The organism is Treponema ruminis, from assembly GCF_014201975.1.
In the GTDB taxonomy this organism is placed as follows: Bacteria; Spirochaetota; Spirochaetia; order Treponematales; family Treponemataceae; genus Treponema_D; species Treponema_D ruminis.
Map to the genome: position 1 here is coordinate 355,252 of NZ_JACHFQ010000005.1, position 21,734 is coordinate 376,985.

At 47.0% G+C, this 21,734-nt stretch carries 14 protein-coding genes; 1 reads left to right on the plus strand and 13 read right to left on the minus strand.

Features of this window, described 5'->3' with window-relative positions; translation table 11 throughout:
* Window positions 1-3 precede the first annotated feature (3 nt).
* The 11 genes from HNP76_RS09395 to HNP76_RS09445 all read right to left on the minus strand — a co-directional run bounded on the left by HNP76_RS09395 (window position 4) and on the right by HNP76_RS09445 (window position 14,860).
* Entirely contained in the window at window positions 4-2,109 is a 2,106-nt protein-coding gene (locus HNP76_RS09395) for an InlB B-repeat-containing protein (protein WP_184659816.1), read from the minus strand.
* A gap of 24 nt (window positions 2,110-2,133) precedes the next feature.
* Window positions 2,134-3,642 carry a hypothetical protein gene (locus HNP76_RS09400; protein WP_184659818.1) on the minus strand — a complete coding sequence of 503 codons (1,509 nt, stop codon included), beginning with the start codon at window positions 3,640-3,642 and terminating at the stop codon, window positions 2,134-2,136.
* Window positions 3,632-6,406: a FecR family protein gene (locus HNP76_RS09405; RefSeq protein WP_184659820.1), complete on the minus strand. Its 2,775-nt coding sequence runs from the start codon at window positions 6,404-6,406 to the stop codon at window positions 3,632-3,634. Before HNP76_RS09405 ends, HNP76_RS09400 begins: the two co-directional genes overlap by 11 nt.
* A complete protein-coding gene (locus HNP76_RS09410) occupies window positions 6,369-8,864 on the minus strand; it encodes an adenylate/guanylate cyclase domain-containing protein (protein WP_246462608.1) in 2,496 nt (831 codons plus the stop codon). Before HNP76_RS09410 ends, HNP76_RS09405 begins: the two co-directional genes overlap by 38 nt.
* Window positions 8,865-8,969: 105 nt before the next feature.
* Window positions 8,970-9,728: an amino acid ABC transporter ATP-binding protein gene (locus HNP76_RS09415; protein WP_206173037.1), complete on the minus strand. Its 759-nt coding sequence runs from the start codon at window positions 9,726-9,728 to the stop codon at window positions 8,970-8,972.
* 15 nt (window positions 9,729-9,743) lie between these two features.
* Window positions 9,744-10,403: an amino acid ABC transporter permease gene (locus tag HNP76_RS09420; RefSeq protein WP_184659822.1), complete on the minus strand. Its 660-nt coding sequence runs from the start codon at window positions 10,401-10,403 to the stop codon at window positions 9,744-9,746.
* A gap of 8 nt (window positions 10,404-10,411) precedes the next feature.
* Window positions 10,412-11,206 carry an ABC transporter substrate-binding protein gene (locus HNP76_RS09425; protein WP_184659824.1) on the minus strand — a complete coding sequence of 265 codons (795 nt, stop codon included), beginning with the start codon at window positions 11,204-11,206 and terminating at the stop codon, window positions 10,412-10,414.
* Between the two features lie 206 nt (window positions 11,207-11,412).
* Window positions 11,413-11,850, minus strand: coding sequence for a 3-hydroxyacyl-ACP dehydratase FabZ (fabZ, locus tag HNP76_RS09430; protein ID WP_184659826.1), 438 nt, complete (start codon window positions 11,848-11,850; stop codon window positions 11,413-11,415).
* Between the two features lie 12 nt (window positions 11,851-11,862).
* Window positions 11,863-13,107: a beta-ketoacyl-ACP synthase II gene (gene fabF, locus HNP76_RS09435; RefSeq protein ID WP_184659828.1), complete on the minus strand. Its 1,245-nt coding sequence runs from the start codon at window positions 13,105-13,107 to the stop codon at window positions 11,863-11,865.
* A gap of 32 nt (window positions 13,108-13,139) precedes the next feature.
* Window positions 13,140-13,889, minus strand: a complete 750-nt coding sequence (fabG, locus tag HNP76_RS09440) for a 3-oxoacyl-[acyl-carrier-protein] reductase (protein ID WP_184659830.1) — start codon at window positions 13,887-13,889, stop codon at window positions 13,140-13,142.
* Window positions 13,890-13,903: 14 nt separating this feature from the next.
* Window positions 13,904-14,860, minus strand: coding sequence for an ACP S-malonyltransferase (locus tag HNP76_RS09445; protein WP_184659832.1), 957 nt, complete (start codon window positions 14,858-14,860; stop codon window positions 13,904-13,906).
* Between the two features lie 215 nt (window positions 14,861-15,075).
* On the opposite strand from HNP76_RS09445, the gene HNP76_RS09450 reads away from it, so the two are divergent.
* Window positions 15,076-16,656 (plus strand): D-alanyl-D-alanine carboxypeptidase family protein, encoded by a 1,581-nt coding sequence (locus HNP76_RS09450; RefSeq protein WP_184659834.1) that lies wholly within the window; start codon window positions 15,076-15,078, stop codon window positions 16,654-16,656.
* Here HNP76_RS09450 and aroC read toward each other — a convergent pair.
* Window positions 16,653-17,756 carry a chorismate synthase gene (aroC, locus tag HNP76_RS09455; RefSeq protein WP_184659836.1) on the minus strand — a complete coding sequence of 368 codons (1,104 nt, stop codon included), beginning with the start codon at window positions 17,754-17,756 and terminating at the stop codon, window positions 16,653-16,655. The two genes, HNP76_RS09450 and aroC, sit on opposite strands and share 4 nt — an antisense overlap.
* A gap of 91 nt (window positions 17,757-17,847) precedes the next feature.
* Complete coding sequence (locus HNP76_RS09460) at window positions 17,848-21,675, minus strand: pectinesterase family protein (protein WP_184659838.1); 3,828 nt, start codon at window positions 21,673-21,675, stop codon at window positions 17,848-17,850.
* Between the last annotated feature and the right edge of the window lie 59 nt (window positions 21,676-21,734).

Consider the following 21,734-nt stretch of genomic DNA (forward strand, 5'->3'; position numbering starts at 1 on the left):
CTCCTAGCGCACCCTGAATTTGAATATTGCGGCAAAGCTGTCATCTTCTTCGTCTATTGGGTTTCCGATTACGAGAACCTGATGAAGTTTTGAATCCGAGAAATCTGCATATGTTACTGTCAGACTGTTTCCTGTTTCGGCCTGTTTTGTGCCGTCAATTGTCCAATCGTATCTTTCAAATCCTGGCGCTGCCACGAAAATCATTCCTTCCGGGGTAAATTCTACGTCTACTTCAGGCGGAAGACTGCCGACTATGCTTCCCCGGGCCTTCCATTTTGCAACCATTGTAATTTCTTCGGTTGACCAGTTCGCCGGCGTGATGGCACCCGGCTCCCAGCCCATAAAGAAATATCCTTTTCGGGATGGCGTGCTGTAGGAATAATATGGCAAATCCTCAAAAGTGATTGTAACGCTTGCAAATGGCTCGTCGTCACCTTCATTCAAGTCAAAATTGACCACCCGGCTCTCGACATTCCAGTTTGCGTAAATCGTCGTGTCCTGCTTTATCGGACTTGCAAAATCAAAGGGCTCCGTCCTCTCTTCGTCCTTGAACCAGCCGTCGAAAGTGTAGCCCAGCCTGCCCGGATCTTCCGGCCTGCTTGCATTTCCTTCATGACTGACCCACTGACTTTCAATCGGACTTCCGTCAGCAGTATCGAAAATTACCTGCCAGTTTATTATATCCCAAAGCGCGTAAAGTTTTTTGTCTTCGCTGAACCAGTTTCCGCCGTTGATTTCTTCTTCCGGGGCATAATAGACTCCGCTTCCGTCAGGCTCCGTGTTCCAGCCGATGAAATAATATCCCTCGCGAGTGAATTTGTTTTCGCTCAAAGATTTTGGAAGGTCACGGCCCCTGAATTCCTGCTCTTCCATTGTACCGATTCCGCCGTTGGCCTCAAAAGTGACTTTTCTTACAAGTTCCTTCCACTGGGCATAAAGATTGATAATCGTTTCTGCTTCCACTTTTTCAGAAAGAACCTGGCCGTCCGCATAATCTTGTCCGCTTCCGTCCACTTCAGTATTCCAGCCGGTAAATTCAAATCCCCAGTATTCAAAAGGATTTACCATGAGTGACTGAGCCTGGCCCCATTCAAAATACTGTGTATAAACCTCTTCGCCGCTTTCCGACCTGTTGCTGTGGAAATGCACGAAATATGGAAGCCACTGATACTGAATCATCAGAGTCATGTCTTCGTTGGGATAATCTTCTGCCGTAAAGACGTGGCCCGGCTCGTACCAGCCTGTATAATGGACTCCGCCGCTTTCGTCAGTATGGAATGAATGATAGCCACCGATTTTTTTGCCTTCCGGTGGTGTAAATGCCGCGACCATGGCCTCGTAATCAGGAAGGGAAGAACCCAGCGTGATTTTGACTTTTTCCATTGAACCGCTGCCCTCGCCTGCATCAAAAGAAACGACGACAAGATTTTTGAGCCAGAGGGCGTAGAGCTTTATGTTTCCGCCATCTTCGGATGTGAGGTTAAAGACGTCTTCACCGTCAAGATATGTAGGATATTTTGGGTCCTGGTCCGGACTTTTTCCCCAGCCGGCAAAAGCATTTTTCTGATATTTAAAGGGATTTTTATTGAGGACATTGGCTTCATCGTAAGTGAAATTTGCCTGAGTCTGCTCGCCGTTTCCTGCTGAGTCCACACCGCCATTTCCGTAGAAGGTAACAGAATAGTTAATCGGCTCCCATTCATTGACGACAAAGGCCGCAGGAACAGAAAGAACCAGCATTTTTTTGACCGTTCCGTCTGAATTCATTTCGAATTTTTCGTCAGACTCCGTAAAGTCCTTTTTGCCAGTCATTGGATTTTTGAAATAAGACCAGCCCTTGATTTTGTAGCCGGTTTTGCGCCCCTTAAAGCCAGCCGACTCTTCATTGGGGAAGTCTTTTTGAGAGACCGTTTTGCCAATCGGGAAGGACAAGTCCACGCAGAAAAATTCTCCTTCCTCCGGGTCAGAAGAATAGAAGGTATATTTTGAAGAATAATCGTTTTCGATGTCTTCGGTATAGTCAGATTTATTTTCACAGGACAAAAAGAGGAGGGAAAGGATTAAAATCAGAGAAAAAACTGAGAATTTTCCGGCAGACCGTACATTCATTTTCCGCACCTCCTTTTTATTAATTTAAAATCTTATTCCTGCACAGGCGTAAGGCGTAACCATTCCAAAAGCAGAAGAACCTGCAAAAACGTGCTTGTAATCAGCCCCGACTTCAAAGACAATGAATTTCAAGGCATTACAGAAAATTGACAGGTTTCCGGCCGCAAGAGGATAATAATAGGTCGCGTCATCCGAAGCAGTTCTCGCCAGATAAGAGGAAGAATAAGAAATGCTTTTCTGGAGCATGTTTATTCCAGCCCCGCCCTTTAACTGCAAATACATGGCAGGCACAAGCTTTTGCTGCCATACAATTTTCGCATCAAACACATTAGAAATCAACTCAGCAGCCAAGAAATTCGTCTCATGCGTGAATTTTTGATTGAAATAGCAGACTTCCAGGCCGATTTTCCGAGATTCAGTCTTTTTGGGAAGATACATGGCTCGGACATTCAAAGCCGGTGAAAATGACTCATCATAGGACTCCTTGAAAGACTCGTCATAGAGCCTCATCGTAAGTCCAAGTCCGCCCTCAAGAATAAAATCCTTCCACTGGTAGCCGTTTTTTTTCTTTTCAAGCTTGCGGCGGCGTTTTTCTTCTTCCTTAGCCCTCTTTGCCTCTTCCTTGGCACGCTTTTCTTCCTCGGCCCGGGCGATTTCCGCAAGTCTTTCGGCTTCTTCGGCAGCCCGCTCAGCTTCAAGCCTCTCTTCTTCGGCCCGCTTTTCCGCTTCAAGCCTCTCTTCTTCGGCCCGTTTTTCGGCTTCGAGCCGGTCAGCTTCGGCCTTTTCCTTGTCCAGATCGTGCAGGGCAATCGCCTTTTCGATTTCAGCACTGAGTTTTTCTTCCATTTCACGGCGGACTTTTTCCTCAGTTTCCTTTACGGCTTCTTCACGAATCAGGGCAACCTCAACATCGGTGAACATTTTTTCGCCATCGACAACGATTATATCAGAGAGCGAAGAAAGTCCGCTTGGATTTGTGACACGAAGACGCCAGTTTCCAGGAGGTACGTTCTTAAAATCAAGATGAGAAATGCTGTCAGTTTCAGAACTGCTCTGCCCCATGTTCATTTTATCCGACGCGCTGATAATTCCGTTCAAGGATTCATTCACCAGCTCGAATTTTGAATTTTTGTTCACGTCAGCGATGTCTACAGAAATTCCAATTGAACCGCCGTCTTTTGGAACCTGCAATTTTCTTTCTATTTTATTGATTTTTGGTTTGCTTGCCTTAAAAACTTCAAAATTCGTCCATGCTGAAAGGCTTGCTTCCTTGCCCAAAAAGTCGTAGGCATGAACCCGGTAACGGTAGCGGGCAGGAGGCAGGGAAAGTTCAGCAGATGTTTTTTCAGTCGTAATAATCTCTTTTTTTCCGGTATTAAGATTTTCAAGCTCGACCTTGTATTCCAGGGCATTTGCGTTTGACTTCCACTCAATTTTCTGAGGAAAGGCTTCCTGTGAAGCAAGCGGGAATGCCAGAATGAGAAGAATTATTGAAAGAAAAAGGCGAATCAGGTTTCTGGTCTTAGTTTCCATACATTTTCCCCGGCTGGATGCCTTCAACTTTGGTCGGTGCGGCAAAATCAATCCTGAAAGAACTGACGGCAGCAGGTCCCTTTTGCTCAAGGTAGCCGTCCCTTGCGTAAGAATATGGAGTTACCGCCCATTCAAATTTTCCGACTTCGAAAATTGCCAGATTTTTGATTCTGACGTTTGAAGCCTTGGTATTTTTTTCGCTGTAAATGACTTTTCTTCCGCCGGAAGAATCCACTTTATATAGGAGGAAATTATATGCCGTTGCCCCGGTGACTTCCTTCCAGCTGAATTCAATCGCCCGGTTCTTTTTAAGATATTCGCCGTCAATAACAAAATTTCGGGCAGGAAATTCAAGACTAGGGCTTGCCAGTTCCGGTGTCGTTTCAATCACAAAACGCAGGCTCTTTGAATCGAGTGGAATTCCGGTCATGGTTGAGGCGGCAATTTTCCATGAATAAGTGCCCTCGGTAAGCCGGTTGAGTGAAAGGGTATTTTTTGTCGTATCGATTGTATTCACGACTTTATATGAGCCGTCTTTCTGCAGCTTCGAAAGGATGAATTTGTAGCCCTTTGCCTTGTCCTTGCCGGAAAGCCAGCTGAAAATCACCGGGTTTCTGAGGGCTGTGAGTCCTGCAATTCGAGTGCCGTTAGACGGTGACTGAGCCAGAATCGTTGAAGGAGCCCGGACAGAGAAATTCCTTTCGTTGGCAACGGAAATTCTTGTCGCACTGGCAATCGCCTGGACAGAGCAGGTGTAACTTCCGTCCTCAAGAACGAAGCTGGCACTTGTGTCGCGGACATTTTCCTTTTGCTTTATGAGATTGCCCTTTGAATCACAAATTTTGACTGTATAATACTCAGCATCAGGAACGTCTTTCCATGAAACTGAAACCGGGGCATAGTTGTAAATCATCAGCTCCTGATTCTGGGCCGGAGAAAGAATTTCAGGCGGAGTCAGCTCCGAAAGAACCGTGAAAGTCCTGCTTGGAGTGAGCCCCGTAAGGCCGCCGTTTTCATCGCGCACGCCGACCCGCCACCAGTAATTTCCGGCCGGAAGATTCATGTTGTCCAGAACTGTTGCCGAAGTCGTCCTTTCAATCTGAATTGTAGTGAAGCTTGGGCTTGAAGAGATTTGAAGGACTGTAGCCTTTGCTTTTGAAGAATACTCGTCCGAAAGCTTCCACATAAAGGCCGTGCTGGTAATTTTTGGTCCCTCAATAGAAACATTTTCCGGCGGATAGAGCAGCTTGTTATCTTGTGGAACATACCGCGTTACCCTGAACGAACGGATTTCTGACTCAGGATTTTTGTCCTCAGCGTCGCCAGATTTCCTCAAAACCTTCCAGTAATAGGTTCCGTCACGCAGCTGGTCCGGAGAAAATTCCCTCACAAAGCGGGTCTCAGAAGTATTTACTGAATAAACGACGTTGTTAAAATCATAGTCGCGGGCAATTGAAAGCTCGTAGTCAGCATCCTTAAGCTCGCTCTTCCAGATAAAATTTGTCGGAACATTTTCCTTGTAAAAAATCTGGGTCTTATCAGCAGGGGCCGCAAGTTCCGGTCTTCGAATCTGCAGGCTCTTTACGACTTTAAATGGCTGGGCCTGGCTTGCCCCGGCATAGCCCAGATTATTGATTGAATAGTATGGCGTGACCTGCCACCAGTAGTCTCCGTCCTCAAGTGAATCAAGGGCTAAGAAATTTCCGCTGACTTCGCTGTCAGAAACGATTGTGCGCATGTCGGCCGTTGAAGAGATCAAAAGCCTGTAGCGCTCGGCGTATTCGTTTCCGCTCCATCTGAATGAAATTCGGGGAAGACTATTCCTGTAGCGGAAGGAAGCCGCGCTGGCCGGAGAGATTCCTTCGATTGGCTCAAGCTTTTCGACTGTGAGTTTGCCTGTGACCGGGGCCGTCTTAGTTTTTTCAGAAAAGAGCCGCCAGAAAAGAATTCCGTTCTGAACCCGGACTTCCGCGCTCGAAGAATTTGAAATTTCCCGGCTGGTCACGATTTTCGTAAAATCCCGGGAATATGAAGTCTGAATCGTAACTCCCTCGCCGTCCATTGACTTCCATTCGAAGCGGACAGGAAGAAGTTCATCTTTCGTGTTGAGGATTTTCAGTTCTTTTGGCGGATAAATTACCGTAACTGCATTTTTCTGGATTTCCCTGCCCCTCTCAACGTTGACCGATTCTCCAAAGGCAAGGTCGGCTGTCTGGCCGCTTTCGGTCACGACCTGGGCACTTCCGCTTTTTACCTCGACATTGTGGATTCCGTTTTCTGAATCTGATTTTGCCGCCAGTGAAGAACCCGCCCCCACGTTTACCCGCGAGCCGTCGTCAAGTTTTAGCGCGATTCCAGACCGGGCCGTAGTCGAGTCAATCTGAATGTCACCGCCGGAAATTGAAAGCTCAACTCCGCCGTTTGCATTCAAATCAACCTTAATCATGGTATTTTCGCCCAAATCGATGACCGTGCCATCACTTAGCATGAGGACAGCTTCTGCAAGATCAGCCGTTCGGATTGTGTCGCCGTAATAGAGTTTTGTTCCGGTGGCAATGCGTTCCCAGACAACGCGGTCGTCAAATTTGCGCTGGGCAACGTTGTGCTTGAATGAGATTGTTCCGATTTCAACTTTGTCACCACGGACTGTGAATGAGTTCAAATCCTGCCAGAAAAGATACGCGAAAAAACCTGCGGTCGAAAGGCAGAAGCTGACTACAAAAAAATCACGGAGCAGCGACTTGAATTTTATTCTCTTCCGCATCCAGATTTACCTTTTCAAAATCAGGAGTATCAATTCCCAGCAGTTCCCTCACTTCCTTCAAGTTTTTGGGGCCTGCAGGTCCAACCGCTCTCTCACAATCAAGGTCAACTTCATATTCTTCCTTCTCTGTCGAGAAGAATTTGGCTATATCGAAGTTCGGCATATTGACTACGCCGTAAAAATGCTGTTTTCCCTTTCCCTTGACTTCAAATTCAACCGGGATTTTTTCGACGACAATCTCATTGTAAATGTTGGCTGGTTTGATGATGAAATTGTTTTCCTCGCAGCGAATGAAGTCTTTTTTGAGGATGTCGTAAGTGTCCTGTGTAATCAGAATGTCAGTTCCGCAGGGTTTATTTGAGGCTTCGGCACGGCTGGCAAAGTTTACCGAGTCGCCGATTGAAGTAAATTCCATTTTGTCAAAGGAGCCCATGAAGCCGACTGTCGCCCTGCCAGAATTCAAGCCAGCACCAATCCTGATGTGGGGCTTGTACTTTGCAAGAGGGTCATTTTTGTGAGCTTCGGTAAAGGCAGCCGCATCCTTGTTGTATTTCATCAGTGAATAGCGCATTGCGATACAGCAGGTAACGGCAGAAAGGGCGTCCGCCTTAACGTATTCTCGGTGGGCCTCTTCCATCGTGAGCCTTGTCACTGAATTTTCATTCATTTTTTCCCAGTCCAGGCTGTCCGTACGCAAAACGCCCCAGACGGCCATAATTGCATCACCCTCAAATTTATCAACGATGCCGCCGGTTTTGTTGATGCAGGTGACCATGCGGCTCATGTAGTCGTTCAAGAAGCCGATGATTTCAGCCGCACTGTGCTCGCCGAAGCGGTTTTTGAAGCCGTCAGAAATTGCAGTAAAGCCGCGGATGTCGCTGAAGAAAATAGTAATGTCCTTAAGATGAGGATCAAAGTCGATTTTTTTAGTGATTACTGCCTTTGTTACGCCCTTGTTCGTGAGGCGGGAAACCATGTTCAAAATCTCCCGCTCGTTTTTGGTACTTCTCTCAAGGACACCGATTTCGTCCTTGCGCTTGAGCTTGAGGTCGTCAAAAAGCTCTGTGTTGAAATTTCCCTTGTTGACTTCGTTGACGACTTCGGTCAGGGCCTTCAATGGCTTGCTCAGGGATTTTGCGAAGAAGTAGATTATGAGGATTGCAAGGGCCACGACCGCAAACATGATGCAGATGTTACGATAAGTGATTCGCTTTACGCCCTCAAGGATTACGGAAGTCTTTACGACAGTGATTACGCCGCCGGTTCCGATTCCCAGTTTGTGGAAAGCTCCGATGTATTCGTCACCGTTTTCATCTTTATACGGAATCTGACCGTTGCTGCTTGGGCTTGAAAGCATTTCCTGAACGATTTTGAGGGAACTCAAATCAACGCCCGAATTCATTTTTTCAAGGTCACTGTGAATCAAGGCGATTCCGTCATTGTTGACGAAGAAAGACTGGTTTATGCTGCCCGAAGCAAAACTTTCGCCGATTCCTTCCGTTGAATAAAGGAAGGTGACAAATCCATCGCCGGAAGAAGAAGTTGCGGGGCAGAAAATCGAAATAAGCGGAGAATTAAAGAATGGAGTCGCATTTAAAATCTCGAAGGAGCCGTTTCTGGCCTTTTCGCCGCTTTCACTTTCCTGCTGAATGTAAGAAAGCACGTTTTCCTTTTCAATTTCGTGGGTGACGAGGAATTTGTTGCTGGCAAGTAAAATTCCCCGGTCAGCAGCGCGGGAATAATAAACAGCGACTATATCCCGATTCCGGTCAAAGAAGAGCTTTTCAATTTCCTTGGCGCTGTCGTCATCCTTTACGGCCCCGGTCATCAAGTCCAGGAACATCGTTACGCTTGAAACAGCAGAGTTGATTCGGTTTTCAGTGTCGCTTGCCGTGCGGCTGTTGATTGCAAGGTTGTTTTCCTCGGCATTTGAGCGGGTGTCCTGAGTTACGAAGAAAGAAACAGCATAGGTTACGCCGCCGACTGCCACAATCAAAAGGAAGGAAATGATTACGACCAGCTTAACGCCAATCGGATGCTTTACCCTGGCCGCCTTTTGCTCTTTGCTTCTTTCCTTGTCCTCGAACTTTTGAAGCAGCTGGACCGCATTTTTTTCAAGCCTTAATGAACGCCTGTCATCAGCAAGGAATTTCTTGATTTCATCACTGCGGCGGGGAACAAAGGCATCCGGCTCAGCAAAGTCAAAGTCGTCACCGCCAATGATTTTTACCGGCTCTGAAGGTTTTTCTGGCTGTGCAAGGCTTTCCGGCTCTTCAAATTTTTCCGGCAAGGGACTGAGTTTTGAGACTAGCGTGATTTTATCACCATCGATGGAAAGCTTAGTGACATTTGGGTTCACACGGACAAAGCTGCCCTGACTTTCATCGATTTTTGGAGAATTCTTTTTTTTCGCAGGAACAAAGTCCCCGTAGTCCAAAGTTTTTTCTGCTGCCGTCAATTTACGAGTCCCATAAAATTCTAAAAGATATTCTCTATATTATCGACAAAAAAAGCCGGTATCTCTACCGACTTTTTAAAAGTAATTTTAAAATTTTGTTGAGACTTACAGGACGCTTTTAAGGAACTGCTGAAGTCTTTCGCTTTTCGGGTTTCCAAAAATCTGGTCAGGGCTGCCTTCTTCGACAATTGAACCGCTTTCCATGAAAAGAACTCGGTTGGCAACTTCGCGGGCAAAACCCATTTCGTGGGTTACGACAATCATCGTCATGCCCTCTTTTGCAAGCTCCTGCATTACGCTAAGAACTTCGCCTACTAGCTCCGGATCAAGGGCACTGGTCGGCTCGTCAAAAAGCATGATTTTCGGCTCCATTGCAAGGGCGCGGGCAATTGCAACACGCTGCTGCTGACCGCCTGAAAGACGGCTCGGATATTCATCGGCCTTGTCGGCAAGACCAACTCGCGCAAGAAGTTCCATCGCACGAGCCTTTGCGTCTGCCTTGCTCACTTTTTTAACGTGAACAGGCGCAATCATTACGTTCTGCAAAACTGTTTTATGAGGGAAGAGATTGAATCTCTGGAAAACCATTCCCATTTCAAGAAGGACCTGAGCCCGCTCTTTTTTGGGCATTTTGAAAACGTGATTCCCGTTTGCGTACTCGTCCAAAAGATTGTCATCAACAAAAATCTTTCCGCTGCTGAACTTTTCAAGACCATTCAAAGTGCGGAGGAAAGTTGATTTACCGGCGCCAGAAGGTCCGATAATGCAAACTACTTCCTTGGGTTGAACTTCAAGCGAAACGCCCTTAAGAACATGAAGGTCGCCAAAAGAAACATCGATATTTTCAGTTTTAATAATGCTCATTTTTGCTCCCCCACCTTATTCATAAACGCTGAAACGCTTTTCTGTTCTATTGAATACAACCGAGAATACTGCGGTGATAATCAAGTACAAAATCATAGCAGGAACGTAAACAAGCTCGTTGCCTGAAGATGATGCGATGCTTCGTGTTACCTTTGTGATGTCTTCCAAAGCAATCAGGGAAACGAGGGATGCGTCCTTCAAGACCATGATGAACTCGTTACCGATTGCAGGAATAAGACGGCGGATAGACTGAGGCACGATAATGAGCCCCATTGTCTGCCAGTAGTTGAAACCAAGCGCATGACTTGCTTCCTTCTGGCCCTTGTCGATTGACTGAATCGCAGCGCGGATGTACTCAGCCATGTATGCTCCCGAATTGAGGCCGAAAGCAATGAAAGCGGCAAGGAATTTATTGCGCAAAGTAAGAACCGGGAAAATCTTCGGAAGACCGAAATACAGAAAATACAGCTGCATCAAAAGCGGTGTTCCCCGGAAGAAGAAAATATATGCGCCACAGATTTTTTTGAGGAATTTGTCCTTTGACATCTTTCCAAGCGAAAGGAAAAGTCCGATTACAATTCCTGCGGCAACAGAAGTAAGCGTGAGAAGAATTGTGATTTTTGCGCCGTCTAAAAGCGCCGGAATCCAGCCAATAATTTTCTGTAAAGCTGTCATTTTATATCCTATTTAACTGTGTCGCTCAAGTCAGAGCCGAAGATTTTGAGGTAAAGTTTTTTCAATGTACCGTCAGCCTTCATTTCATCGATTGCGGCATTTACCTTGTCCAAGAGAACTGAATTGCCCTTGCGGATTGCAACACCGAAATACTCGTCAGCATCACCAACCCATGTTGAAACGTAAGAAGGATCATCAGCATAATTTGCGAAAACAAGTGCGTCTGAAACAACAGCGTCACAGCGGCCAAGCTTAAGCTCGTCGTAAGCGTTGAGGACTTTGTCGAATTCAGCAGGAGTGAATTTGAGACCTGCCTTTGCCTGTTTTTCCATGAAGATGTCAGAAGTTGTCTCTGCCTGATATGCAACTGTTTTGCCCTCAAGCTCTTTTGGTGAAACTGGGCGGTATCCGCTTGCTGCATTTACAACGATTGTCTGACCGTTTCCAACGTATGGCTTTGAGAATTCCATTGACTCAAGGCGCTCTGGTGTGATTGTAGCGGCTGCGATAACGACATCATATTTGTTTGTCTCAAGACCTGCGAAAATTCCGTCCCATGCTGTATCGATGAACTCAACTTCAAGACCGAGTTTCTCAGACAAAGCCTTTCCGAACTCAACGTCGAAGCCCATCGGAGTTTTTCCGTCAGCGTCAAAATATTCCATTGGTGGGTAGCCGATTTCCATACCGACTTTGAACTTGCCCTTTTCAACAGTGAACTCACCAGCTTCTGCTTTTTTGTTGCAGCCCATGAGTGAAACTACCGAAGCCAAAACTGCGGCAACAATTGCGATTTTTTTCATATATAACTCCTATAAGTAATACAAAAGATAAAGGGGACTCCGTACGCCCAAACGCCGTCGTCCCCTGTGTAATAATTATACAAAATTTTCGTATATTTATGCAATAGTTTAAAGAATTAAACCAAGCATTTATCAGGCAGATTAATTCCCGCGGTTCGAGCTCAGCTCTCACCGAGACTCGCTAAAATCGCATCTCATGCGATTTTTTAACGCTCGCTACCCTTACCAACCAGACACATCCATTCGGCTTGAGCACACAATGTTTCTCCTACGTATGCTTTGCCGGCCTGGACTACCATGTTTTTGGTGCAGCGCTTGTTTGTTACTTCCATGCGGACTTTGTCGCCCGGGCGAACCTGGTGCTTGAACTTTACGTTGTTTACAGTTGCGAGGAAGAAGAGGCTTCCTTCGTCGAACTTTTTCTGCAAGCTCAAAGCAGCACCGCCGCCCTGTGCCATTGTCTCAATCAGGATGACGCCAGGAACGACAGGATACTCAGGGAAGTGTCCCTTGAAGAAGAAATCCTCGTCAGTAAAAGTTCGGTGGCAGACACATCCGTTCTCATCGTAGCTGTCGATTGAGTCTACGAAAAGGAAAGGCTTACGATGTGGCAAAAGCGATTCAATATCTGTAAATGGTTCCATAAAAGTCTCCCCTTAGTTTACTTTCTTGAAAACGAGACAGCCGTTGTGGCCGCCGAAACCGAAGTTTGCGCTCATCGCAACGTTTACTGGCATATCCAAGCCCTTGTTTGGAGTGTAGTCCAAGTCACAGCCGCCCTCTACGTCAACTTCGTCGAGGTTGATTGTAGCAGGGATGTATGAGTCTTCGATTGCCTTAACACAAATCATAGCCTCAAGTGAACCTGCGTTTCCGAGACAGTGACCTGTCATTGATTTTGTAGAAGAAATGTGGAGTTTTGGAGCAGCGTCACCGAAAGCGATGTGGAGCATTTTTGTCTCGCCAGAATCGTTCAATTTTGTTGAAGTTCCGTGAGCGTTGTAGTATGTAACTTCCTCTGGTTTAACGCCAGCGTCTTTCATTGCGATTGTCATACATTTTGCACCGCAAACTCCGTCCGGATTTGGAGCTGTGAGGTGGTATCCGTCAGAAGAAGCGCCGTAGCCTGCAACCTCTGCATAGATTTTTGCACCGCGTGCCTTTGCGTGCTCATATTCTTCGAGAACGAGGATTGTTGAGCCTTCGCCCATGATGAAGCCGTCGCGTTTTTTGTCGAAAGGTCGGCTTGCTTTTGTAGGATCGTCAGCGTATCCAGCAGAAAGAGCGTGGAGCATGCTGAATCCCAAGTTTGCGTAACCACACTGAGTTGACTCAGCACCACCAGCGAGGATTACATCGTAGCGGCCAGAGCGAACCTGGTCAAAAGCGTTACCGATTGCGTCTGTACCAGAAGCACATGCAGTAGCGATTGTGTGTGTAGCACCGTGCAAGCCGAATGCCATAGAAATGTTTCCTGCACCCTCGTTTGGAATGAGCATAGGAATTGTCATCGGAGACATGCGTGTCTGGTTAGACTCAAAGTAAGCCTTCATTGTGTTCTCTGTAACTTCGAGACCGCCGATACCAACACCCAGGTAAACTGCAGCGTCTTCGAGAACCTCAGCATTTCCCATCAATTTTGAATCTTCGAGAGCCATTTTAGCAGCTGCAACTGCGTACTGTGTGTACAAAGCCATTTTGCGTGCAGCAGAAGAATCCATATAGTCAGCAGCTTTGAAGTCTTTTACTTCAGCAGCATACTTTACCTTGAAATTTGCATTGTCATAATGTGTGATAGTGTTGATTCCGCTTTTTCCAGCTTTGATTCCAGCCCAAGTTGCATCAACAGAATTTCCCAAAGGTGAAATACATCCCAATCCAGTAACAACTACTCTTCTCATAATTTATTTTCTCCTAAAATTTTTTTGCTTTTTTAACAGCCCATACCGCCATCGACTCCGATGACCTGACCTGTGATGTATGTGCTCAAATCACTTGCGAGGAACAAGGCCGCATTTGCAATGTCCTCTGGCTTTCCGGCGCGCTTGAGTGGCAGGCCTTCAACCCACTGAGCCTTCATGTCGTCCTTGAGAACGGCAGTCATGTCAGTCTCGATGAATCCAGGTGCGATTGCATTTACGCGAACGCCACGGCTTCCGACTTCTTTTGCAAGAGCCTTTGAGTAAGCGATGATTCCGCCCTTAGATGCTGCATAGTTGACCTGACCGCCCTGTCCGTGAAGACCGACGATAGAAGCCATGTTGATGATTGAGCAGCTCTTGTCCTTTGCGCGGATCATGTTGCTTGAAACAATCTGGCTGATAAGGAATACGCTTGTGAGGTTTACGCGGAGAACGTCGTCCCAGTCATCTTTCTTCATGCGGAAAGAAAGACCGTCGCGTGTGATTCCGGCATTGTTTACGAGAACGTCGAATGTTCCGGCTTCAGCAAGGGCAGCCTTAACGACTTCTGTAACCTGCTCAGCGTTTCCGACATCAGCATAAATCTCGTGGAAAGCGACTCCGTTTTCAGAAGCGAGCTTTTCCAAATCTTCTTTAGCAGCGCTTGGCTTAGAGCACAAGCCCCAGACCTCAGCTCCGTTTTTAATGAAAGCCTCAACGATAGCCTTACCGATACCACGGCTTGAACCAGTTACAAGTGCTTTTTTATCTTTCAATAACATAATCTTCTCCTTTTTTACAGTGCGTTGATTCCATCAGCAGTATTAACTGATGTACAAGGCAAAGTTGCGCCGAGTTCTGTCTGTCCCCAGAGGCCTGAAAGAACTTTTCCAGGACCAACTTCGAGGATTACCCATTCATTGTCTTTGTCTTCGCCAATCATGTCAGCGAGAACTTTCTCTTCGTCTGTCCAGCGAACCGGGTGAGTCAGGTGGTCAACTGCGCTTGCCTTTGCAGGAGCTCCCTCAGTTACCTTTTTGCCTGTAACGTTTGAGAAAAGTGTGATTTTCGGGTCACAGAATGTGTATGGCTCCAAAGCAACCTTGAAATTGTCAGCGGCGCGCTGCATGAGAGGGCTGTGGAAAGGACCTGCAACTGCAAGGCGGACTGTTCGGCGGGCACCGGCAGCCTTTGCAGCTTCCTCAGCCTTTGTAAGACCGTCAGCAGTTCCTGAAATTACAGTCTGTTTAACGCTGTTGAGGTTTGCGGCATAAGCGCCTTCGATTCCATTTGCGATTTCTTCAACTTTCTCTGGTGGAAGACCGAGGATTGCGCTCATTCCAGGAGCATTTCCTGCGCTTTCTTCTGCAATCTGCTCGCAAACTTTCTGCATGATTGAACCACGCTCGCAAACAACTTTAATTACATCTTCAAAAGAAAGGATTCCAGCGGCATACAAAGCAGGGAATTCACCGAGAGAGAATCCCATTGCAGCACTTGGCTCGATTCCCTTAGATTTGAGGGCTGCCATAACTGCAAGACTAGCCGCAGTGATTGCAAGCTGGCTGTTATCGCTTCTGTTTAATTCTGTCTGCTCAGTTTCCCAGAGCAATTTCGGAATATCTTTTCCTGTAACTTTGGAAATCTCATCAATGACCTTGCGGGCTTCAGGGAAAGCCTCACAAACATCTTTAATCATTCCCTGAGCCTGTGCGCCCTGTCCCGGGAACAAAAATGCATACTTCTTAGCCATTTGCTTCTCCTTTCAATATGACAAAATTTCAAAAAATGTCATAATCAATAAGTTCATATTATAGGAATGTAAGAAAATATTCAAGTGTCAGAAGAGGGGGAAGTCTCCCCCTGCGCCTCATCTAAAGAATCGGCTACCCCTTCTACGGGGGGATCCCCCGTAACGCCCCCAAACATCAAATTCCCATTCTTAAAATTTTCTGCTATAATCTGCCCATGGAAATTTATGATGTAACAGATGAATTCATCGACGAGCGAAGTAAAAAAGCAAAAAAACTGGATAATCCACAAAAAAAATCCAAAGTAAAATTCATTTCAGAACTGGACGAAATCCCGGCGGCTTCTTTCTCTTCTAAAAAGGCAAAAAAATCCGCCAAAAAACAGAACTTTTTCCAGATTTTCAATTCTTTCTCCGCAGTTGAAAAAACTTTCGTACTCACCTCATTCGCAGTAATCGTGCTTGCAATTTTAAGCTATGCATTAATCAGCTATTCCGCAAGCTTCACACAGACTGAGAACTCAAAAGCCCTTTCCCCGGAGCAGGAAGTTGAGCTTTCCGCCCTTCTCAACGAACTTTACCCCCAGGAACGCACGGCAATCCTCAAAAATCTTCCATATTCTATGCCAAATACAAAGCTAGACGTCTGGGCCGGCTCGGCAATTCTTATCGATGCGTCAAACGGCTGCGTTCTTTTCGAAAAAAATGCCGATGCAGTCATTCCACCGGCTTCAATCGCCAAACTTTTCGTAATGTACATTGTCTTTAAGGATGCGGCAGAAGGAAAAATCTCCCTCGACGACGTTGTTCCCCTTCCGGAGCGAAGCTGGGCAATCAACATGCCAAAAGATGCTTCCCTCATGTTTTTGGGACAGGGGCAGATTGTCACCTTGCGTGAACTTTTAAAGGGACTTGCGGTTGCCTCAGGAAACGACGCAGCCCTGGCCGTAGCCGATTACATTTCGGGCAGCACAAAGGCTTTTGTCGAGCGCATGAACGAAGAATGTGCCGCCCTCGGACTGACCCACACCCACTTTGTTGAGCCAAGCGGCTACGACGAGCACAACCTGACAACAGCCCGGGAACTTGCCGCTTTCTGCTGCGAATACATCAGGCGCTTTCCTCAGTCGGTCGAAGAATTTCACTCAGCACCGAGCATCAAATATCCCATGGGTAAAAATCTCCCTTCATGGCAAAAAGACCGGGGAGACTCAACTGCAATTTATCAGAAAAACACCAACCCTCTTCTGGGATTAATGGAAGGCTGTGACGGAATCAAGACAGGCTTCATCTACGAAAGCCGCTACAATCTCGCCCTCACGGCAAAACGAAACGGAGTGCGCTATATTTCAGTCACGATGATGGGAACAGGAGTCGGCTCAAAACAGGGTAATGCCGGCAGGGTTCACGACGGCACGGAAATGATGGAATGGGCTTTCCAGAACTTCGCAGACTTTAATCCGGCCCAAAAGCTCCCGGAATTCTACGCGGTTCCGGCAATCGGCTCAAAGAACACAAACGGAAAATTCGTGCGGCTGGTTCCTGCCTGGAATAAGGCCCTCACAGTTCCTCATGTAAGAGGCAAGACAGCCCTCGAAGACGCCGCATGCATAGAAGCAAGAGAGGATATTCCAAGATTCATCTACGGCGGTGTCGAACAGGGAAAAGTCTACGGTCAGATTCAGTACAGGCTGGGAGACTTAGTCCTTGAGACAGTCCCTCTTGTAGCCGACCGCACCTACGAAAGAGCCAGCCTTCCCGGCCGAATCATTGGAGCCCTCGTAAGCTGGAGGCTTTAGATTCTGCTTGCTCTGTTTTGGAGCATAAGGTCTGCCAGAACAATCGCCGTCATCGCCTCGATAACAGGCACGATTCGCGGGCAAAGGCAGACGTCATGGCGGCCTTCAATCACAAGGTCGCAGTCGCTGTAAATGCCAGCTTCGTCCACGCTGATTGTCTTCTGGCTCTGGAAAATGCTCGGAACAGGCTTTACCGCAACGCGGAAGAAGAGGTCGTTACCGTTTGAAATACCGCCGATAATTCCACCGGCATTGTTGCTTTCAAAGCCGACCTTTCCGTCAGAGTCCACGCGCATATTGTCATTGTTTACGCTGCCAGTCAAATCCGCAGCACCAAAACCCGCACCGAATTCAATTCCCTTGACGGCTCCAACGCTCAAAATCGCCTTGGCAAGCTCTGCATCAAGCTTTCCGAAAACGGGCTCGCCCAGTCCGGCAGGAAGCCCCGAAACACGGCAGGCAATGATTCCGCCCGCACTGTCTTTGTTGGAACGGATTTCTTCGATTTTTTCGTTCATTTTGGCAGCGGCTTCATTGTCAGGAGCTCGCAAGGCATTCTGCTCAATCTCAGAAAAATCAACTTTGTTTATTGAAACGCCGGCTGCCCGCTCAGTGTAGGCAGTGATTTTGATGTCGCCCAAAGATTCGAGTACCTGAAGGGCAATGGCACCGGCAGCAACACGGGCCGCAGTCTCGCGACCGCTAGATCGTCCGCCTCCGCGATAGTCACGGAAACCATATTTTGAATAGAAAGAAAAATCAGCGTGTCCCGGACGGAAAGTCGTTGCCAAATTCCCGTAATCCTTTGAATGCTGGCTTGTGTTCTGAATCACGATTCCAATCGGAGTACCTTCGCTTTTACCTTCAAAAATGCCGCTCAAAATCTGAGCCTTGTCGTCTTCCTTGCGGGCTGTGACGGAAGCATTGTTCTTGCCGCCAAAACTCTGCCCAGGCTTTCGTCTGTCCAAAGCAGCCTGGATTCGTGCCTCGTCGATTTTGACTCCGGCAGGAACGCCGTCAACGATGCAGCCCAAACCTGCTCCGTGACTTTCGCCGAAGGTTGTTACTTTAAAAATTGTTCCGATTGTATTCTGTGCCATGGAAAAGATTATAACAGAATTAAAAAAAAGAAACCATGCTCTCAGAAGGAACACGGTTTCTTTTATAAGAATCAGTTAAAGTTAGCTCGTTCTATTTGTTTAAGGAATCCAGCATCTTCTGGGTGCTTAGCGTCCAGTATTCGCTTGCGCAATTGAAGCGGCCCTTGCTGTCAACAGTGAAAGTCAGATTGCCGTCGGCATTTTCGCCGATTGCTTTTGCGGGCTTAACTACGCCTTTTGCCAGCGGCGGAATCTGGGCCTTGATTGCCTTTGCGAAAAGACCTGCGATGACAAAGGCTCCCAGCTTGTTGTTGTGGGTGCTGTCGCCTTCGGACATGAGTTTTTGAGCCTCGGAATTGTCCTTTTTGTCGGCATAGGCTTTTTCGTACAGGGCCTTGGTCATTTCGAATGCGTCAATCAAAATCACCTTTTCTTCTTTTGCCAGCTGACGGACGGCCTCAACATAAGCGTTGTTCTCAGTGGTCTGAGTGCCTGTTCCTGTGTCGGTTGAGTCGTGGTGAGGGCGGATTTTTCCGTCAGAAGTGTAGTAAAGCCTTGAAACCGGAGTTACAAGAACAGGAGTTGCCCCAGCCTTTCTAGCCACTTCGATGAACTGCAAAAGATACCATTTGTAAGTTCCGCCGCAGTCATAAGAATAGAAAGTTTCGCCGTATTTGGCCTTGTAGTTAGCAGGAGTTTCGTCCTTTTTGCCCGGAACGACAGGATAAATGCCTTTTTTGTCTGGGCGGCCAAGAGGAACATAGCGCTCATCAAGGTAACCTGCGGCATTTGCACAGTCATTGTGACCGAACTGAATGAAAAGATAGTCGCCCTTTGAAATATTCACTTCGATTTTGTCCAGCAGGCCTTCGTTGATAAAGCTTCGGCTTGAGCGTCCGCCGTTGGCATAATCTTTTACGGAAACCGTGCCGTTAAAGTAAGCTGGCAGGAATTCGCCCCAGCCGCCTTCTTTTTGGATTTTGCCTTCAGTCCACATTCCAAGCGCGCTGTAATCCTTACAGGTTGAGTCCGAAGCGAGGAAAACATTTACCGCACCATTTACGCGGGCCCTGTCAGCGATTGCATTTGCAGGAATAGAAAATCCTTCGTTGATTTTTTTGTCGAGCTTGACCTCAATCGGCTTTGCACTGTCTCCGCTTCGAATCTGAGGAATGATGAGGCAGCGGATTGAACCGCCGGCATCCTCTGACTGAATCAGATAAGTTTTGTCGCCGTAGCCTGTAGTCTGCTTTACCAGGGTCGATTTTCCGTCCTTGTCCCGGTACCACTTGATGAGGGACATGTCATCGGCATCAGCAGTTCCGAGAGTATAATTGACTGTCATTGTGTGGCCCGGATAAACCAGATTAAGATCGTCATCGCTTGTAAAGACAGGCTTTTTTGCCTTGATTTTGGCAGGCTTTGGTTCAGTGTAGAATTCAGGCTTCCACTGACCCAGATAAACCTTCATGACGAAATCTTTTGTAATCTGAGGAATCGTGTCCTTTGTACGCTCGTCAGTTTTGACTGCATTTCCAGCCCAAGTCGTGTTAATCTCGCGGAATCTTGCATCTTCAGGCTTGTTTCCGCTCATGTCAGTCCAGCCGACCGGAGTGATTACGTCTTCTGAGCCGTAAACAGTGTTGACCCAGGCAACAGCGGCATCCTTTCCCCACGGACGGCCGAAATATCCGGCTGCATTAAAGGCATTTGAGTCATTTGAAATAAGACAGTTGAGGAAAAGATAGCCCTTGGCCTCAGCTTCTGTCCGGGCAGCAGTAATGTAGCCAGCGCTGGCCCTGTCAGAATAGCCCGCAAAACGAATCTCGCAGTTTTCAAAGACAAAATTACCGTCGCCGAAGATAAAATCAGTGTTTCCCTCGATAAAGCACTTTCTCAGATAGCCCTTGATTTTTGAACCGGTGTAGAAGGTGTCTTGACTTCCCAGGAATTTACAGTCGAAGAATTCTGCCTCGTCGCCCTCAACAAGAATCGCGCAAGAACGCTCGGTCGCAGCCTTTGAGCGCACATCAGAATTGAGCTTGCGGACGAAATCAAAGCCCTCGCACTCAACTCCATCGGCAATTTCCTCGTCAGTAACATATTTATTGAAAGAAGTTTCGAATGTGATGCCCTCGGCGTGGAAAGCCTTTGCCACGCTCTTGATGTAAGTTGCCCCGCCCCATTTTGCGACAGTTTTTTTGGCAAATTTGTCGTAGGCCAGGTCCTCGTTGTACCAGCCGTTTTCGTCAGCAGAATAATATTTGTAGCCGATTCCGTAGTACCAGGTGATTTTGACTTCTTTTGTCGGGTCAGCATTTTTGAGTGTGATGTAAGGAACGTCAACAATCAGCTGATTTCTGTAGACACCCGGAGTAATCATGATTGTGATTCGGTCGCGCTCCTGAAGGGGATTCATGGCCTTTGCCGCCGCAACAGCTTCTGCAACGCTAGGATACTGACCGCGTTTTGGTCCAACCCAGAGTTCTTTTTTGGGCGGGAGAGGACGGATTGTGTCCTGCTTGAGTGACATTTTAATATCTTTGATTACAGGAGCCTTTTCTACGACAATGTGATTGACCGTGCGGGCGATTGAAGTTTCACAGATTACCTCGTAAACGCCCTCGCGAAGCTCAACCGAGTAGTTTAAGGTTGAAACCCGGCCGTCATAGATGTAGCCGTCTGCAATATTCTTGAACTGAACTGACTTAGGGAATTCCTTGATTTCGCCGAAGAATTTTCCTGAAACGTCGTATGTTTTTCGGGCTGCAACAGTAATGTCCTTTTCAAAAGATGAGCTTCCCTCAAATGAAGAATCGCTTGTAATTTCGTAATCATTTATATCATAAAGACTTGCTGTGTAGAAAACGGAAGGTTCAATTTCACCGGAATAAGAATACTCACCGTTCTCGGCCTTGATGGAAAGTTCAACCGGCAGGGCCGAAGGATTTTTTTCCGGGGTAAGAAGGACTTTCGAGCCTGCTTTTGGAGCAAAGCCCATATTGAAACCGGAAATTTTGCCTGAAATCGGGAAGCTTGTCTGCTCGGCAATTGCAATGTCCTTTTTTAACTCTGATGAGGCCTTTGCATCGATTTCAAGGATTTTAGAGTCTTTTCTGACGCCATAGCCCTTGATTCCGCCCAGAGCCGCAACAAAAGAATAGCCTGCAGGAAGACCGACCGAGTAGCTCTTTCCGGAAATCTTTGCCTTGAATTCAAGATTTTTTTCGCGGAGGATGAATTTGAGCTCAGGCTCTCCGGCAGGAAGTGAAGAAAGGTTGCCGGAAACCTGAACGCCGCGCTCTCGCTTAACCCGGAAATAAACCGGCTTTCCTACGCTTGCATCGCAGTAGATTTTGTAAGAGCCTGAAGAAAGCGCGATATATGAATAAATTTTTGCCTCGTTTGTGATTGAATCGACTTCATCCTGAATGTCGTCACGCTCGCCCTCTTCGTCCAGTGAAGAAAAATGAATCTTTTCGTCGCCGCCGTTGCTTGTCTGGGCATAAAAAGTAACGAGGTCGCCAGCCCTGACATTCTCCAAAAGCAGGTAGCGCTTGTTTTCGCCGCCCTTGCCGTTGCAGTACCAGACACCGTTTGACTCGTAGCCGTCATCAAAAGTGGTGTGAACGTAGCTCTGTGAACCTGCATTTTTTGCCCCGGAATTGTAGGCACGGTCATTTTTATCAACTTTGAAAGTCAGATCGCCGAAAGTGTACTCACTTGGACCGGTAAATTTGCCGTCATCGCCAAGTTCTTCCAGGCCTTCAATGTCAGAAATTGCAATATGATTTTGCGCATCACTTTCTTCAACGCCGCCGAAGTCCCAGACATCAACAGTCCGAGTCTGTGCAGAAAGACCAAAAGATGCCACGAAAAAGAGCATCCCCAAAAACAAATTAGATAAAAACTTTTTCATATCCGAGTTCACCTCTGGAATTCATTTTACCACAGGATTTTTCGTAAATCAAAAAAAAT